The organism is Chryseobacterium sp. KLBC 52 (assembly GCF_003347605.1).
Classification (GTDB): Bacteria; Bacteroidota; Bacteroidia; order Flavobacteriales; family Weeksellaceae; genus Chryseobacterium.
Window position 1 is genome coordinate 26,049 of sequence record NZ_QDFZ01000007.1, and the last position, 16,512, is coordinate 42,560.

The following is a 16,512-nucleotide window of genomic DNA, read 5'->3' on the forward strand; positions in this document are numbered from 1 at the left end:
GTTCAACTAGGTATGGATACTCAAAATATTAAGGGTTATTCTTTCACGATCTTATACAAAAAAATAACCTATGAAGAATAAGACAGAAATTGTCACTATTTTCACCAGAAAAACTTTAGGACTTACATTAGTACTTTCGGCGGCAGCACTGGCTTTTGCACAAGAAAAGGCTGGAGTTTCAGGAATCATTGTCAACAAAAAAAATCAACCGGTTCCTTACGCTTCTGTAACTTTCAGCAATAAAGCCAACAAGACTTTAAGTGATGCTGTACTAACTGATGAAAAAGGGCAATATACCCTTCAGCTTATGCCAGGAGACTATGACATTACCGTAGAAGCGATTGATTATAAAAAAAGTGTAGTCAGCAAAAATATTGCAAAAGCAGGTAATATCGGTGCTCTGTCTATTGAAGCAGAGGCTACCTCTACTGTAGATGGCAAAACGAAAGAAATACAGGGTGTTGTTATTACCGCATCAGCAGCCAAAGCATATAAAGTAGAGCTTGATAAGAAAACATATGATCCGTCACAGGATATTGTGAGCAAAGGAGGAAATCTTCAGGATGTTTTAACCAATGTTCCTTCGGTTTCCGTAGACACAGACGGAACAGTATCAATGAGAGGAAATTCAAATGTAAAATTTCTTATCAACGGAAAGCCATCTTCTCTTCTTGGAATAGATGACGGAGCCAATGCTTTGCAGAGTATTCCGGCTGATCAGATTGAAAGAATAGAAGTAATTACCAACCCTTCTTCTAAATTTGAGGCAAGTGGAACTGCCGGTATTCTGAACATCATTCTTAAAAAGGATAAAAAGATGGGATTCAACGGTAGTGTAACCGGAACTTTAGGTTATCTTCCAAGAACCAATCTTAATGCAAATTTAAACTGGAGAAAAGGTAACTGGACCTGGTTCTTAAATGGCGGCGGCGGTTACCAGAAGAATGAAAGTACCATGAAGAATACAACTACCAGAAAGGATGATATTGGCAGCTTAGCCTCAACAGCATTCCCTTTTACTCAGTATTCCCAACAAAATGGTAAGACAACCAGAGAAAGTGATACTTATAACGTGACGGCTGGTTTTACTCATGACTTCAGTGATAAGACTTCCATCAATTTCTCGGGAATGATCAGAAGTTTTGATACGGATCAGACAGGTCTTAATTCTTATGATGAAAGGCAGTATACTACTCCTACTTCTGGTGTAAGCAATGTTTTAAGAGAAAGAAACAGCTTTGGAAATAATAAAAACCTGGCAACACAGTTTGATCTTGGGCTTGATCAGAAAATTGGAGATAATGGCCAGCTACTATCCGCATCCGCAAGTTACCAGACGAACAAAACAGACGGAACCAATAAGATTGAACAGAAAACATTTGTCAATAATCTTTTACAGCCTAATGGTAATGTTACTAATAATGTAATTACAGATTCTAAAACAGACACTTTCATTGGAAAAATCGATTATGAACTTCCAATAGGTGAAAAGTCTAAATTAGAAGCAGGAGCACGTTATGATTATAACAGGAACACGTATGATTATTTTGTAGACCAAAGTAATAACGGACAGCCTTCCTTTACAAGATTTGATTTTACAAGTAACACCGTATATTCTGAAAATATTCTTGGGGTGTATGCACAGTTTAAAAGTAAGATTGGAGAAAAATTTGCGTATCAGTTAGGATTAAGAAGTGAGACTTCAAAGATTGACGTTAATTTTCAAAATTATGATGTAAACGGAAACCCGGCAAATACTCCGGAGGTTAATAAAAACTATACTAAGTTCTTCCCTTCTGTATTTTTAAGCTATGATCTGGCCAAGAACAATCAGATCTTGTTAAACTATTCAAGAAGAATTAACCGTCCGAGAGCTTTTTCCCTGATTCCTTTTATGTCTTTTGATGATGACAGAAACTACTTCAAAGGAAACCCGAATCTTAATCCAACCTATGAAAACTCTTTTGAAGTTGGATACAATCTTTCAAATAAAAAGATCACATTTAATCCAACTCTGTATTTTAAAAAGTCTGAAGATGAGCAAAACAGATATCAATACATCGATGAGACCGGAGCTGTCAACACCATGCCTTTCAACGTGGGTACGGAGACCAACTATGGTTTGGATCTGAATGGAACTTACGATCCTTACAGCTGGTGGAAAATAATGCTTTCTGCTGACCTTTACGGATATAAAAATACAGGAAGTTTTAACCTGTTCCCTGACAATCCACGAACTGTAAATGATTTCTCAGGTTCCGGATTTTCATACAGAATACGTTTTAACAATACATTTAAACCGACTAAAAACTTAAGCCTTCAAATCCAAAGTTTCTACAGAGCTGCTGAGAAAACAGCTATGAATGACAGAAAGGCAATGTATGGTATAGATTTAGGAGTAAGCCAGACCATCTGGAAAGGAAACGGAATTATAGGATTCAACATCAGAGACATCTTTAATACCCGAAAAATGAAAAACTTCTCTGATAATGCTCAGTTTACCCGAGAAATGGAAATGCAATGGCAGCCAAGACAATTTGCTCTATCCTTCACTTATAAGTTCAAGCAAGGTGAGAAAATTGATGCCAAACCTAAAATTAAAAAAGATATTAATTCTAATACAAAAGGGGACGAAGAACAAGGCGGCCCAATGTAATACAGCAAAAATCCCGAAAGAAACTTTCGGGATTTTTTATTTCTGTTATTTTACAGGTTCTGCTTTTGTGTATTTTTCTTTTTCAGCTTCATAAATTCTCCTTCTCAGATCACTGGTGGAAAACCGATGGTCTCTTTTGTTGAAAAATAGCTCAATTCCTTTTTCCTCACAGTATTTTTTCCCTGTAAAGTCTCTGTCCATATAATCATCTCCAATGATTCTTACATCAATCACAAATGATTTAAGGATATCCAACAGGTCTTCTTCTGTGTAATAAGGAACAATCTCATCCACAGCATTCACTGCCTTTAGCTGAATATATCTTTCAACAATAGTCTGGCTTGGCTTATTTTTGTTTGGTCGATCGTGGGACGGATCAATTTGAAGTCCGACGATTAAATAGTCACATACCGTTTTAGCTTCTTCAAGCATTTTGATGTGGCCCGCATGTAATAAGTCAAATGACGAAAATGTAATACCTATTCTCTGTGTCTTCATACTAATTTTAAATTAAAGCTTCCGTAAATAAATGTTCTTAAAAGGTAAAACAATGAATATTCAGGAAGATGTTTTTGTAATTTGTTTTATGATCGTTTAAATTCTTCTTTCAATATAAGCATTTCTCAATGCTAAATTACGAATTTCTGGTGTTCAGATATTTTTGCCATTCCCAAACTGTTCTTAAAGCCTCTTCAAGCGAGGTTTCAGACTTCCAGTGAAGTTCCTTGCCTGCTTTTTCAGGGTTGGCATAGGCAATCGTGATATCTCCTTCTCTTCTGTCGCAGATCTGATAAGGCACCTCTACACTATTGGCTTTTTCAAATGCTTTCACTACTTCCAGTACAGATGAGCCTTTTCCTGTTCCCAGGTTGTAGATGTCTATAACAGTATCCGATGAAGAGTCGTCTATCAGTTTCTTTAATGCGGCAACGTGTGCTTTTGCCAGGTCAACAACATAGATATAATCACGAACGGCCGTTCCATCCTCAGTAGGATAATCATCTCCCCAGATATTCAGTTTCTCACGTACTCCGGAAGCCGTCTGCATTACATAAGGTACTAAATTATTAGGAATCCCTATCGGCAATTCTCCCAGTTTTCCGGAAGGATGAGCTCCGATTGGATTAAAATACCTTAATAGTGATATTTTACTTTGATAGGCTTTTGCAAAATCAATCAGGATCTGTTCTCCCATTTGTTTTGTTTTCCCATAGACACTTTCAGGGGTTTTCAACGGGGTATTTTCATCTATCGGCATTACATCTGCCTGTCCGTATACCGTACATGATGAGCTGAAAATAAAGTTGGAGATCTTTCTTGTTTTAAATTCCTGAAGAATATTAATCAAAGAAAACAGATTATTCTCGTAATAATCTACAGGAATGATCTGACTCTCTCCTACCGCTTTAGACGCAGCAAAATTGATACAGCCATCAATCTGATGAGCATCAAACACCTGAGTAAGAAGTTCTTTTCTTCTTAAATCAAAAGGATAAAAAACAGGCTTCTTACCTGTAATTTCCTCTATATTTTTTAAAATAAACCTTTCCGTGTTGGATAAATCATCTACAATAACCACTTCAAAGCCGTTATTAAGAAGTTCTACAACAGTGTGAGAACCAATATATCCAAGTCCACCTGTAACAAGTATTGCCATTTTTTTATCTTTTGTGCTTTCTTAGTCTTTGTGTTCTCCTATACTTTCAATTTCGTTAACTCCATTATAATTTTTCACTTTAAATACATTAACAATCAGTAAACTCAATATGAGGATAGTTAATAATTTAAAAGTAAAATGTTCTAAAATATTATTTCCATTTAAAAATCCAAGTAGTAGAGGGTAACCTAAAACAAAGATGGATAAAAATAAACTAAGATTTAAAAACAAAATAGCTTTATCATATTTTTCTACAAGATTGACAAAAGCAGATGAGTTAATAACTAACGAAATAGTAATAAGTAATGTTTTAAAAAGATTAAAGTCATTAAATATTTCAAGAACTGAAAATGCTGATATTATAAAAAAAACTAAGCTGATTAAAACGGCTAAGTAGTATACCAGCTTATATTTAAATATCTTTCTTTTCATTAATTATCCCATAAACTCAAGCACCGCATCCGTAATATACTTCAGCTGCTCTTCGTCCAATTCTGTATGCATTGGCAACGAAATTACCTGATCCAAAAGCTTATCAGTATTCACAAAGTCTGCAGCATTACTTTCCTGGAAGTAGGCTTTCTGCTTTCTTAATGCTACCGGATAATAGATCATTGCAGGAATTTCTTTTTCCGCTAAAAACTTCTGAAGCTCATTACGTTTTCCATTCAGTATTCTTAACGTATACTGGTGGAATACGTGAGTAGAGTTCTCCGCTCTTTTTGGAGTCAGGATATTTGGGTTTCCTCCAAATGCTTCATCATAAAAATCAGCTGCTTTTCTTCTAGCTTCGTTATAAGAATCCAGGTGAGGAAGTTTCTTTCTTAAAACCGCTGCCTGAATGCTGTCCAAACGTGAGTTTACTCCTACCTCATCATGGTAATATCTTTCGTACATTCCATGGTTTACAATTCCTCTTAAACGGTGGGCTAATTCATCATTATTGGTAAAAATAGCACCTCCGTCTCCATAGCATCCCAGGTTTTTTGAAGGGAAGAAAGAAGTGGTACCCACAGTAGACATTGTTCCTGCCTGTTTTACACTTCCGTCAGAGAATGTATATTCTGAACCAATTGCCTGAGCATTGTCTTCAATAACAAATAAATTGTGTTCTTCAGCAATTTTTAAAATTTCTTCCATGTTGGCACACTGTCCGAAAATATGCACCGGAATAATCGCTTTTGTTTTGGGCGTAATTGCTTTTTTAATCTGTTCCGTAGAAATTGTGAATGTATCATAATCTACATCTACCAGTACAGACTTTAATTTAAGCAAGTGAATAACTTCTACCGTAGCAGCAAAAGTAAAATCAGCTGTGATAATTTCATCTCCTTCTTTCAGATCCAAAGCCATCAGGGCGATCTGTAATGCATCTGTACCATTGGCACACGGAATCACATGTTTTACGTCTAAATAAGACTCCAATTCATTCTGGAAAGACTTTACTTCAGGACCGTTAATAAATGCCGCAGAATCCATTACATTCAAAACTGCATTGTCTACATCATTCTTTATTTTGTAATACTGACTTTGCAAGTCAACCATCTGAATTTTTTTCATATACTAAATATTTCTGTAAAAATAAGGAATTTAAAATCCTATCAAAAATTTTATTGATTTTGTTTTTATCTTTATACAAATAAATTTTATGAAAAAACTTTTACTCTTTTGTTTCCTAACTGGTTACCTTACTGTTTCCGCACAAACGGAGCTCGTTTTTGTTTACTTCACGGATAAGCCTAATAAAGCTGCTTTTTACGCCAATCCGCTGTCAGAACTCAGCCAGAAATCACTCAACAGGCGTACCGCGCTGGGAATTCCGCTCAATGATCAGGATGCTCCTATTGAGCAGTCTTACCTTCAGAATCTTCAAAATTTGGGATTTGTTGTTACGGATTATTCAAAATGGCTTAATGGTGCGGCAGTCAATGCCACTCCTGCACAAAAAACATTACTTCAGGCTCAAACTTATGTTTCATCTGTTGAAAGTTTTGCCAGAAACAGCTCTACTACTGTGAAAACAACACCAGGAAAATGGAAGGACGATGCCAGCATCAATAAAACACTTACCAATTTTAATTACGGTTCCGGAGCCGGACAAATAGACCAGGTGAATATCCGCCCGCTTCATCTGGCAGGCTATACAGGAACAGGAGTTTCCATAGCGGTGATTGATGCCGGATTCCCAACGGTGAATACAGGAACTGCCTTTTCAAGATTGTGGACCAATAATCATATCAAGGCCTCTTATGATTTTGTAACCAAAACCGGAGATATTTACAATGCAGCGCTCAGTACTCATGGTTCTGTTGTGTTAGGTGCTATCGGTGGATATCTGCAGGATGTTTTTGTAGGAGCAGCACCTGATGCTGATTTTTATCTTTACCGAAGTGAAAATGCTGCTGTAGAAATCCCCGAAGAAGAGCTATACTGGATTGAAGCAGCTGAGGAAGCAGATCGAAAAGGGGTTGATATTATCACCTCATCTCTGGGATACAATATTTTTGACGAAAGCCGTTACAATTACACCTATGCCAATATGGACGGGAATACTTCTTTTATTGCCCGTGGAGCAGGTATTGCCGCTGAAAAAGGAATTTTTGTTCTTGCCGCAGCAGGTAACTCCGGACAACAGCCCTGGCATTATCTTTTGACACCCTCTGATAATGCTAAAGTATTTTCTATCGGATCTGTAGATTCAGCCGGAAATGCCTCCGGATTTTCTTCTTTCGGGCCTAATGCTCTCGGAGTGGTAAAACCAGATGGAAGTACCCAGGGAACTGGCACAACAACCGTGTATGATAGTGCGACCTTAATTGTAAACGGAACTTCTATTGCTACTCCTATTGCTGCCGGAGGTGTTGCATGTCTTATTCAGGCATTTCCAACGATGAACAGAGAGCAGATGAGAACAAAGCTAAGACAAACCGCTTCACTTTATCCTCTTCATTCAGATCAGACGGGATATGGAATTCTTAATTTCGGAAGTTTATATAATCTGGTTCTAAATACCTCTGACACTGTAAAAAAAGAAACGTTTTCTATCTTCCCGAATCCTGCAAAAAGCATTCTGAATATTGCATCAGAACAAGAAGTTCAGTCCCTTGAAATTTATGATAACCTGGGGAGACTCATCAGAAAAAGCAACCACCAGAAATCTATAAAAGTAGAGGATTTTCCAAAGGGAACCTATTATCTGAAAATTCAGACGAAGGATAAAGTTTTCTATGAAAAATTCTTAAAAGAGTAATCTTTTTGTTTCTCGCAGATTATTCAGATTGAGCAGATTTAGTACAACATAAATATCTGTGTGATCTGCATAATCTGCGGGAGATATTCTTGTAAAACTGGTTGCAACCTATTTTGGCTAAAGCCCAAGGATGGGGCAAAAAAAAAGAATGGGCTTTGGCCCATTCCTATTGATATACTATTGTACGACAGGTACAAAACTTTCGTAATAATTTATGCAGAATTTCTACTCGCATTGATATTCCCGAATAAGGAACGGGTTACCAGCTTTTCATAAGCCTCTTTGTTTCCTTCTCCTTTCTGAATTTTCATCAACGCATACTGCTGGATACTTAGCAATGGAAGGACAATCTTCTCACGGATCTTCACAGATTTTCTGGATAACGGATCTTCTTCCTGAAGCATTTTAAATCCTGTCAGCTCCAGCATAATGTCTCTTGAAAGCTCATATTCATCGAAAAGAACATTCCAGAATGCACCGAACTTCGGATTGTTTTTGATATAGTAGGTCAAAGGGAAATAAGACTTATTCATACTCATCATGGAGTTCAAAACTAAAGTTTTAAAGAAGTCAGAACCTTTATACAATTCTCTTACTTCTTCAAATCTACCCTGTTCTTTCATCTTTTGCATCGCATATCCAAAACCAAAGAATCCTGGGACATTCTGTTTTACCTGTGACCATGAACCTACAAATGGAATGGCTCTCAGATCTTCAAATTTCAGTTCACTTCCGCTTCCTCTTTTGGAAGGGCGGCTTCCGATATTGGTTTTCCCGTAGTATTCAAGTGTACTCATTTCCTGAAGGTAAGGAACAAACATTGGGTGCGCTTTCAGATCTGAATATTTTTGATAGCTGATATCCGCCAACTCAATAATCAAAGCTCTTTCCTTCTCAGTAAGTTCTTTTTTGGCATTTTTGAATACGTCATTTTCCACTCCGGCTGTCAGAAGCTGCTCAAAGTTGTATTTTGCCTGTTCTTTATTTCCAAAAATACTGGTAATCGTCTGTCCCTGAATTGTCAGTTCTATTTTATTATTCGCAATCGTTTTTCCTTGAGAAGCATAGAAATCGTGGGTCTTCCCTCCTCCTCTGGCTGGTGGTCCGCCTCTACCGTCAAAGAATACCACTTTAATATTATTCTGCTCAGAAAGTTTTGTCAAAACTTCTTTGGCTTTATAAATTTCCCAGTTGGCTTTTAAATATCCTCCGTCTTTGGTTCCATCAGAGAATCCGAGCATGATCGTCTGCTGGTTTCCTCTTTTCTCAAGATGCTTTTTGTAAACTGGATTATGATACAGCTCATTCATTACATGCTCTGCATTGGCAAGCCCTTCCATTGTTTCAAAGAGTGGAACAATATCCATATTGATAGCTTCATCTTGATAACCGCATATTTTAAAGAATGCATATACATTCATAACATCTTTTACGGCATCAGAATTGGAAATAATATAACGGTTCATTCCTCTCAGTCCATTCAGATTCTGGATTTCTGTAACCTGAGAAACCGTTAACAGAGTATCTTTTACAATATCTTCGAAATCATTTGCTTTGACAGTTTCTGAAATCTGAATCAGTTTATTGAACTTCTGTTCGTCATCAGCCTCTTCATTTCCGTAAACTTTTGCATATACTTCATCAATCACTTTCTGATGAATTCTGCTGTCCTGACGGATATCCAATGTTGCAAAGTGAGTCCCGAAAATCATCACACGGTCTCTGAAATTGACCAAAAGATCTAAAAACAAAGCGTTATGCTCATTGATTAATATTTTTTCTGCTTCATTGGCTTTCTTTAAAATATCTTCAGCTTTAATGCTTTTCCCGTCAAAAATTGCAGCATACAGTTCTTCACTTAATTGGGTCAGCACTTCGGAAACACCTCTGAAACTTAATCTTCTTCTGATAAATTTCAAATGGCTGTAATAAGACTTCAGAATGGCTGAACGGAGTTCTTCTGCTACTCTTTTCGTTACCTCTGCGGTTACAAAAGGATTTCCGTCTCTGTCTCCTCCCGGCCAGAAACCAAGCTGGATAATATCTTCATGAAGGTGGAAATGACCGTTCCCGAAAGTCTTTTTGATCTTTGTAAACAGTTCACCAATGGTATCATAATACACATATCTCAGGTAAGAAATAATGCTCAGCGCTTCATCTATCGGAGTCGGTTTTTCTTTGTTGACAAAAGGAGTTTTCCCCAGCTGCTGCAGAAGCATATCGATCTGCGTCACCGAATCACTGGTGATGGCCCCTCTCAAATCCTGAATAATTCTTTGTACTGAACTCGGATAAAACTGAGTCGGGTGCGCAGTAAATACAACCTTAACACTGAAATCTTTTAATTTCTCACGTACCTTTTCAATTTTATGATCCTGAAAAGAACGTTCAAAAAGATTCGTTACCGTTCCGTTATCACTTTCTGAATGGAGATTAGGAAATGCAGCATCTTCAATACTATCAAACAAAACTACCTGTCTTTCTATATACTGGATGATCTTGAAAAGCAGTTCCAGTTTCTGCTCTTCGTTCTGAAGATCGGTATGGTTTTTAAAGAATTCTTCGACGATATCTTCAGGGGTTTTCCCTGCTTCATAACCGGTTCTGCTTTCTTCATAGAGAAACGGAAGCAGCATTCCGATATTCGTCATTTTATCATAAGGCAGGCTCATAAATAATGAATTGTAGATCTGGAACTTATTTTCCACAATCTGCCTGAATTTTTCTGCGCGTTGGTCATGTATCATAGTAACAAATGTAAGCGATTTTGAAATTAATTTAATTGACAAATGACAAAAATTAAGGTCGAAATACAAAAAAATAATATTAATTTTTGTTTAAAATTTGATTTACTTTAATAATCAGGTGAATCCTATGATTGAAGTCAATTTCAATAACAATATGGATGTTAAAGGTCACTCACTTACATCTTATCAGATTTCGTACCTTTATCTGATAAATTAAACCCTATGGGCTACATCAGAGAATATTACGAACAGATTGTCAAACTGCAGGAATCAGAATGGGCATTTATAGCGGGTCATTTTCACAGAAAGGTTTTTGCTAAAAATGACATCATTACCCAGCAAGGCGATACGGAGAATTACTTATCCTTTATAGAATCCGGACTGGTAAGATTTTATATTCCTGATGATGAATATGGCTATACTTTCAGCTTTAGTTTTGAAAAAGAATTCAGTTGTGCCTATGATTCTTTTCTTACCCAAACGCCTTCTGAATATGAGATGCAGGCCTTAACAGAAACTGTGGTATGGCAAATTTCCTATGATGATCTGCAGAAAGTCTACAACCACACCCATGTTGGAAATCAACTGGGACGTTTCGCTTCTGAAAAACTATTTCTGGCAAAAAGCAAAAGGGAGCTTTCTCTACTAAAACTTACGGCGAAAGAACGTTATCTTAAATTATTTACAGAACAGCCGGAAATGATCAAGCGCGTTCCTCTAAAATACATTGCATCCTATATCGGAATTACACCACAGGCTTTAAGCAGAATCCGCAGACAGATTACTTAACATAGGTTCATTGTATATCTGTTCTCTTCTCCTGAACTTTGTGGGAAAATACGACAATGAATTTATCTATTCTCGCTTACGGAAATCAGATTTTAAAGCAAAAATGCTCAGAAATCATAGAAAATACCTCTGAAATCCAGAAATTGGTAACAGATATGTGGGAGACCATGGAAAATGCCAATGGATGCGGCCTTGCCTCTCCTCAGATCGGAAAATCTTTACAACTTTTCATTGTTGACAGTGAGATTGTTTATAAAAATCTGGATATGGAAGATCAGATTCTATATTTCGGAAAGGATGATAAGGGGATTAAAGAAACCTTTATCAATGCAAAAATAGTCTATACTTCGGAAGAAACCTGGGAAGATCATGAAGGCTGCCTGAGCATTCCGGGACTTTCTCAAAAAGTAAAAAGGCCCTGGGAAATTACCATTGAATATCAGGATCGGGATTTCACAAAACATACGAAAATTTTCACTGGATTAACCGCCAGAATTATCCAGCATGAATATGATCATACGTTGGGAATTTTATATACCGATCACCTGAAACCTCTGACCAAAAAAATGATGGAATCTAAGCTAAAAAAAATCATCAATGGAAATGTTACCGTGGGATATCCGATGAAGTTTTTATAAATTTGATTATTAGACATTAATAATTAACTTTACTCTTCACACCATCCATCATCCATGAAAAAAATATTTACTTTTTTACTCATAGCCCTTCTTTTCATCTCTTGTGAAAAAGATTGTTACAACCCACCTCTGCCGATCCTTTTTAAGTTTGTGGATTCTAATGATGAAAATCTTATTGCCAATGGAACATTGACCACTTATTCAGTTCAGGACGAAGATAACAATAGCATACAACTATCCAAAACATCTGACAATATGATTATTGTAGAAAACGTAGGTGCTTATAATGGAACAAAAAAGTATAAATTCTTTTCTAATATTAAAGACTTAGATTTTTCAATCCAATCCTCAGAATTTAATGGAGGTTGTGATGGCTATCAAATCAATAAAATAACGTTTACAGGTATAGATATTGATGTAACTGCTGAAAAAGGATATTATAAAATTGTATTGGAATAATTCTCTTTGTTAAATTTGCACCGGAAACACATTCTCTATGAAAGTAATCATCGCATTTTCCCTGATTCTCTCCAATCTGCTTTACAGCCAGATCAAGGTTCCTGATGATTATAAAAAAATTCCTGATATTCTTGATACGGTAGAATATCTCTATCCGTTCATTATTCCTGATAGAGACTATGCTTACTGGCGCGTTCTCAGTAATGATGTGGATTATGAAAAATCAGTACTTTATGAAAGCCAGGCTCCTGATTTTATGACCATCAATGAACCAGTTCCTGAAAAAGGTTTTTTCCAGAAGTGCATTGGAAATAATTGCTTTTCATACATTTTGGCATGTAAAAATGAAAGATCTGTTTATTTTTCCAATGAGCAACAGTTGAGAGAGTTTATCGGAACGGTTGATAATCTTCCAGAGGCTATTTTACTGGCAAAAACGTATGGATATTCTGTGGATACAAGTAAACGATTTACCGGAGCTTATAAAATTGAAGACCGCCATATTTCAATGTACCTTATGCAGTCAAAGGGTTGTCCGGCTGTGAAAGAATCTTTTTGGGTTAAAATCAATAGAAAAACAGGAAAGCTGGAAGCAAAAAGCAATGGAGTTTATACGAAGGATGAAAACTGTACTTCTTTGTAACTGAATTTAAAAAAACGCCAAGGCGCAAATTAATTTATCAAGATACAGCTTTAAGGCGCGAGGATTTTATCTGCAATAAAATTTACAAACTGCTAATGTAAACCATTAAGATTTTTTAAGTTGATAAGGATAGTTAAGGGAATAGCTAAAGCTATTTTTCAGCGATCCGCTTTATCTTCCATCAAAGATGGATCTTAATTATTCTTATTGTCTTCATTAACCTTAATGGTTTAATTTCTTATATATTAATAGCTCCCTGCCCAGATGCAATCAAGTAAGCTTCCTTCAACGTTTCGGAATAGGTAGGATGGGCATAGGAAATACGAAACATATCTTCTGCAGTCACCTCATATTCCTGAGCGATAACACCCTGAGCAATCAAATCTGCTGCTCTGGCTCCAATGATGTGAACTCCCAGCACTTCTCCATATTTCGGATCTACCAAAACTTTGGCAAAACCTTCCGTATCCATAGATGCGCGGGCCCTTGCACTGGCAGAAAACGGGAATTTCCCTACATGATATGCGATGTTATTTTGTTTCAGATATTCTTCCGTATATCCTACTGAAGCTACTTCCGGCCATGTATACACCACGGAAGGAATACGGTTATAATGAATATGACGTTTTTGTCCGTTAATGGTTTCCGCTACAAAAACACCTTCTTCTTCCGCTTTGTGAGCCAACATTGCTCCCCCGATAACATCTCCTATTGCATAGATAGCAGGCACTGAAGTCTGATTGTTTTCATTTACTTTAATAAAACCTCTCTCGTCCAACTGTACTTCTGTATTTTCCAGACCCAAACCTTTTACATAAGGACTTCTTCCCACCGCTACCAATACATAATCTGCTTCCAGTTCACCTTCTGTTCCGGTTTTATCTTTAAAGAAAACTTTGCCCTTAGAGCCCGCATTCTCAGTTTTATATAGCGCGTGATTAAGTCGGATATCAATTCCTTCTTTTTTAAGGATTTTCTGAAGGCTTTTCCCCAACTCATGGTCCATTGTGGCAATCAGATGATCAGCATATTCCAGAATAGTCACTTTCGTTCCGATACGATTGAAAATAGAAGCCATTTCCACTCCTATCACTCCACCGCCGATGATTACCATAGATTCCGTTTTTTCCTGTAAAGACAATGCTTCTGTGGAAGTAATAATCCTTTTTTTATCAATCTCGACTCCTGGAATACTTGATGGTTTTGAGCCCGTAGCAATAATATAATGTTGCGCAGTAATCTCTTTAATCTCAGATTCGCTGACAACTTCTATGGTAGAATTGTTGATGAAACTTGCTGTTCCATTTAATCTCGTAATTTTATTTTTGTTCATTAAAAAGTCCAGCCCTCCTGTATTTTTTGAAACTACGTCTGCTTTTCTTTTATACATTTGGGAAAAATCAAGTTCAATAGTATCCAGCTTAATCCCATGTTCCTTGAATTGATGCTGTGCTTCTACATAATGATGGGTGCTGTCCAATAATGCTTTAGTTGGAATACAACCTACATTGGTACATGTTCCTCCCAATGTATCATATTTTTCTATAATCACTGTTTTATAACCCAGCTGAGCGCTTCTAATGGCAGCCACATATCCGCCGGGTCCTGAGCCAATTACGGCAATGTCATAATGATCCATTTGATTAATTAATTTTTTATGATTAAATTTACTTGCAAAATAAAAGCAAAATTAAAACAAACGCTTTCATTTTGCAAGTATTATTTTAAAATTAACAGAATGAGTAAAAAAAGATCCGACTGCCCGATCAGCTGTTCCCTGGAAATGTGGGGTGACAAATGGTCTCTGCTCATTATAAGAGACCTCATGCTGAAAAAGGAATGTACTTATGGTGACTTCCTCAAAGCTGATGAAAAAATCGCCACCAATATTCTGGCGACAAGGCTTCAAAACCTTTTGGACCATGGAATCATTGACAAAAAAGACCATCCGGACAGCAAGCTGAAAATTCTTTATTTTCTGACTCAAAAAGGGATTGATCTTATTCCGGTGATCGTTGAAATCAATCTTTGGGGTGATCAGTATCTTACCATTCCTGATGACCGGAAAAAACTATTGGAAGAGATCAAAAAAGATAAGGAAGCCTTTATAAAAAGGGCAAAAGCCTATCTTTCTCCTGAAGCATAGTATTTACATTAGAAAGGAATAAAAACATTAATCAAAGAAGTTCAAAGCAATAGCTTTCATAAAAATGAATAATAGCAATTTTAAAATTTCATTAACTCAGTTTTCCTTTTTCATTCCGTAAATTTGACTTAAAATAAATTTAGAACAATGCTTAATTTCGAGTTTAAAAACCCAACAAAAATACTTTTCGGGAAAGGCGAAATCGCTAAAATTTCCAAAGAAATCCCTCAGGACGCAAGAATATTAATGATTTACGGTGGCGGAAGCATCAAAAACAATGGTGTTTACGATCAGGTAAAAGAGGCTTTAAAAGATCATGAATTATATGAGTTTGGCGGAGTTCCTGCCAATCCTGAATATGAAGTCCTGATCAATGCTTTACACTTTATCAAAGAGAAAAATATTACTTACCTTCTTGCTGTAGGTGGCGGATCTGTGATTGACGGAACAAAATTCCTTTCTGCAGCAGCCCATTATGATGGTGAACCATGGGATATCCTGAGAAAATCAGTAAGAACATTTGAAGGAGAAGGGATGCCTTTTGGAAGTATTTTAACACTACCTGCAACAGGTTCAGAAATGAATTCCGGTTATGTGATCTCAAGAAGGGAAACCCATGAAAAATTATCTTCAGGAGGACCTGGACTTTTCCCACAATTTTCTGTTCTGGATCCGGAAGTGATCAGAACTATTCCAAAAAATCAGATCGTGAACGGAATCACAGATGCCTACACTCACGTTTTGGAACAATATATGACAGTTCCTTCTTCTGCTGATCTTCAGGAAAGAATTGCAGAAAGTATTCTGATCAGCCTGCAGGAAACGGCTCCTAAAGTATTAGCTGATGATTTCAACTACGATGCTGCCGGAAACTTTATGTGGTGCTGTACAATGGCTCTGAACGGACTTATCCAGAAAGGAGTGATTACAGACTGGGCTGTACACGCTATGGGACATGAGCTAACGGCTTACTTCGGTATTGACCATGCAAGAACACTGGCAATTATTGCTCCATCCCATTACCGCTACAATTTCGAAGATAAAAAAGGGAAACTGGCTCAGTATGCTGAGAGAGTTTGGGGAATCAAAGACGGAAGCGTAGAGGAAAAAGCTGAACTGGGCATCAAAAAACTGGAGGAATTCTTCCATAGTCTTCACATCAAAACCAAACTTTCCGAGTATACAGAAGACTTTAAAGGAACTGCTGAAAAAGTTGAAAAAGCCTTTACAGACAGAAACTGGCTGGGTCTTGGAGAATATAAAAAACTGACTCCACAGGATGCTTATAAGATTGTAGAGATGAGCTATTAAGGGATTCGGGGTGCGGGTTCCGCGGTACGAGGTTTGAGCTACGCTATTTCGAGATTCGGGTGAATGGATTTATTAATTTTCAAGTTGAAAATATACAATCCAAAACTTGTATCTCGTATCGCAGCATTCATAAAATTATTTAATTTACAAACATTCGTTTAAAAAATCGTTATTTCATTACAGATATTTCAAATTTATTTATATTTTAGCATATTC

General features: G+C 36.8%; 14 protein-coding genes. 8 read left to right on the forward strand and 6 right to left on the reverse strand.

The window, feature by feature from the left end; translation table 11 throughout:
- Positions 1-70: 70 nt before the first annotated feature.
- Positions 71-2,656 (forward strand): TonB-dependent receptor, encoded by a 2,586-nt coding sequence (locus tag DDF69_RS09010; protein WP_114820497.1) that lies wholly within the window; start codon positions 71-73, stop codon positions 2,654-2,656.
- Positions 2,657-2,701: 45 nt separating this feature from the next.
- Here DDF69_RS09010 and DDF69_RS09015 read toward each other — a convergent pair whose 3' ends face one another.
- The 4 genes from DDF69_RS09015 to DDF69_RS09030 all read right to left on the reverse strand — a co-directional run bounded on the left by DDF69_RS09015 (position 2,702) and on the right by DDF69_RS09030 (position 5,873).
- On the reverse strand, positions 2,702-3,154 hold the full coding sequence (locus DDF69_RS09015) for an adenylyltransferase/cytidyltransferase family protein (protein WP_114820498.1): 453 nt from the start codon (positions 3,152-3,154) through the stop codon (positions 2,702-2,704).
- A gap of 136 nt (positions 3,155-3,290) precedes the next feature.
- The gene (gene galE, locus DDF69_RS09020) at positions 3,291-4,313 is read right to left on the reverse strand and encodes a UDP-glucose 4-epimerase GalE (RefSeq protein ID WP_114820499.1); all 1,023 of its coding nucleotides are present in this window, start codon (positions 4,311-4,313) and stop codon (positions 3,291-3,293) included.
- Positions 4,314-4,334: 21 nt separating this feature from the next.
- Positions 4,335-4,745 (reverse strand): hypothetical protein, encoded by a 411-nt coding sequence (locus DDF69_RS09025; protein ID WP_114820500.1) that lies wholly within the window; start codon positions 4,743-4,745, stop codon positions 4,335-4,337.
- A 3-nt stretch (positions 4,746-4,748) separates the two neighbouring features.
- Positions 4,749-5,873, reverse strand: coding sequence for a DegT/DnrJ/EryC1/StrS family aminotransferase (locus tag DDF69_RS09030; RefSeq protein WP_114820501.1), 1,125 nt, complete (start codon positions 5,871-5,873; stop codon positions 4,749-4,751).
- An 88-nt stretch (positions 5,874-5,961) separates the two neighbouring features.
- Here DDF69_RS09030 and DDF69_RS09035 point away from each other — a divergent pair, with 88 nt between their 5' ends.
- Positions 5,962-7,563: a S8/S53 family peptidase gene (locus DDF69_RS09035; RefSeq protein ID WP_114820502.1), complete on the forward strand. Its 1,602-nt coding sequence runs from the start codon at positions 5,962-5,964 to the stop codon at positions 7,561-7,563.
- Between the two features lie 212 nt (positions 7,564-7,775).
- On the opposite strand, the gene DDF69_RS09040 is transcribed toward DDF69_RS09035, so the two are convergent.
- The gene (locus DDF69_RS09040) at positions 7,776-10,310 is read right to left on the reverse strand and encodes a phosphoenolpyruvate carboxylase (RefSeq protein ID WP_114820503.1); all 2,535 of its coding nucleotides are present in this window, start codon (positions 10,308-10,310) and stop codon (positions 7,776-7,778) included.
- A gap of 222 nt (positions 10,311-10,532) precedes the next feature.
- Between DDF69_RS09040 and DDF69_RS09045 the strand changes: the two genes are divergently transcribed.
- The 4 genes from DDF69_RS09045 to DDF69_RS09060 are packed head-to-tail and all read left to right on the forward strand — an operon-like array spanning position 10,533 to position 12,839.
- Entirely contained in the window at positions 10,533-11,099 is a 567-nt protein-coding gene (locus DDF69_RS09045; protein WP_114820504.1) for a Crp/Fnr family transcriptional regulator, read from the forward strand.
- A 56-nt stretch (positions 11,100-11,155) separates the two neighbouring features.
- Positions 11,156-11,737, forward strand: coding sequence for a peptide deformylase (def, locus tag DDF69_RS09050; RefSeq protein WP_114820505.1), 582 nt, complete (start codon positions 11,156-11,158; stop codon positions 11,735-11,737).
- A gap of 54 nt (positions 11,738-11,791) precedes the next feature.
- On the forward strand, positions 11,792-12,196 hold the full coding sequence (locus DDF69_RS09055) for a hypothetical protein (protein WP_114820506.1): 405 nt from the start codon (positions 11,792-11,794) through the stop codon (positions 12,194-12,196).
- A gap of 37 nt (positions 12,197-12,233) precedes the next feature.
- Entirely contained in the window at positions 12,234-12,839 is a 606-nt protein-coding gene (locus DDF69_RS09060; RefSeq protein ID WP_114820507.1) for a hypothetical protein, read from the forward strand.
- 238 nt (positions 12,840-13,077) lie between these two features.
- On the opposite strand, the gene lpdA is transcribed toward DDF69_RS09060, so the two are convergent.
- On the reverse strand, positions 13,078-14,478 hold the full coding sequence (gene lpdA / locus DDF69_RS09065; RefSeq protein WP_114820508.1) for a dihydrolipoyl dehydrogenase: 1,401 nt from the start codon (positions 14,476-14,478) through the stop codon (positions 13,078-13,080).
- A 99-nt stretch (positions 14,479-14,577) separates the two neighbouring features.
- Here lpdA and DDF69_RS09070 point away from each other — a divergent pair, with 99 nt between their 5' ends.
- Together DDF69_RS09070 and DDF69_RS09075 are read left to right on the forward strand one after the other, a co-directional pair.
- A complete protein-coding gene (locus DDF69_RS09070; protein WP_114820509.1) occupies positions 14,578-14,985 on the forward strand; it encodes a winged helix-turn-helix transcriptional regulator in 408 nt (135 codons plus the stop codon).
- Positions 14,986-15,132: 147 nt separating this feature from the next.
- Positions 15,133-16,296, forward strand: a complete 1,164-nt coding sequence (locus DDF69_RS09075) for an iron-containing alcohol dehydrogenase (protein ID WP_114820510.1) — start codon at positions 15,133-15,135, stop codon at positions 16,294-16,296.
- Positions 16,297-16,512 lie beyond the last annotated feature (216 nt).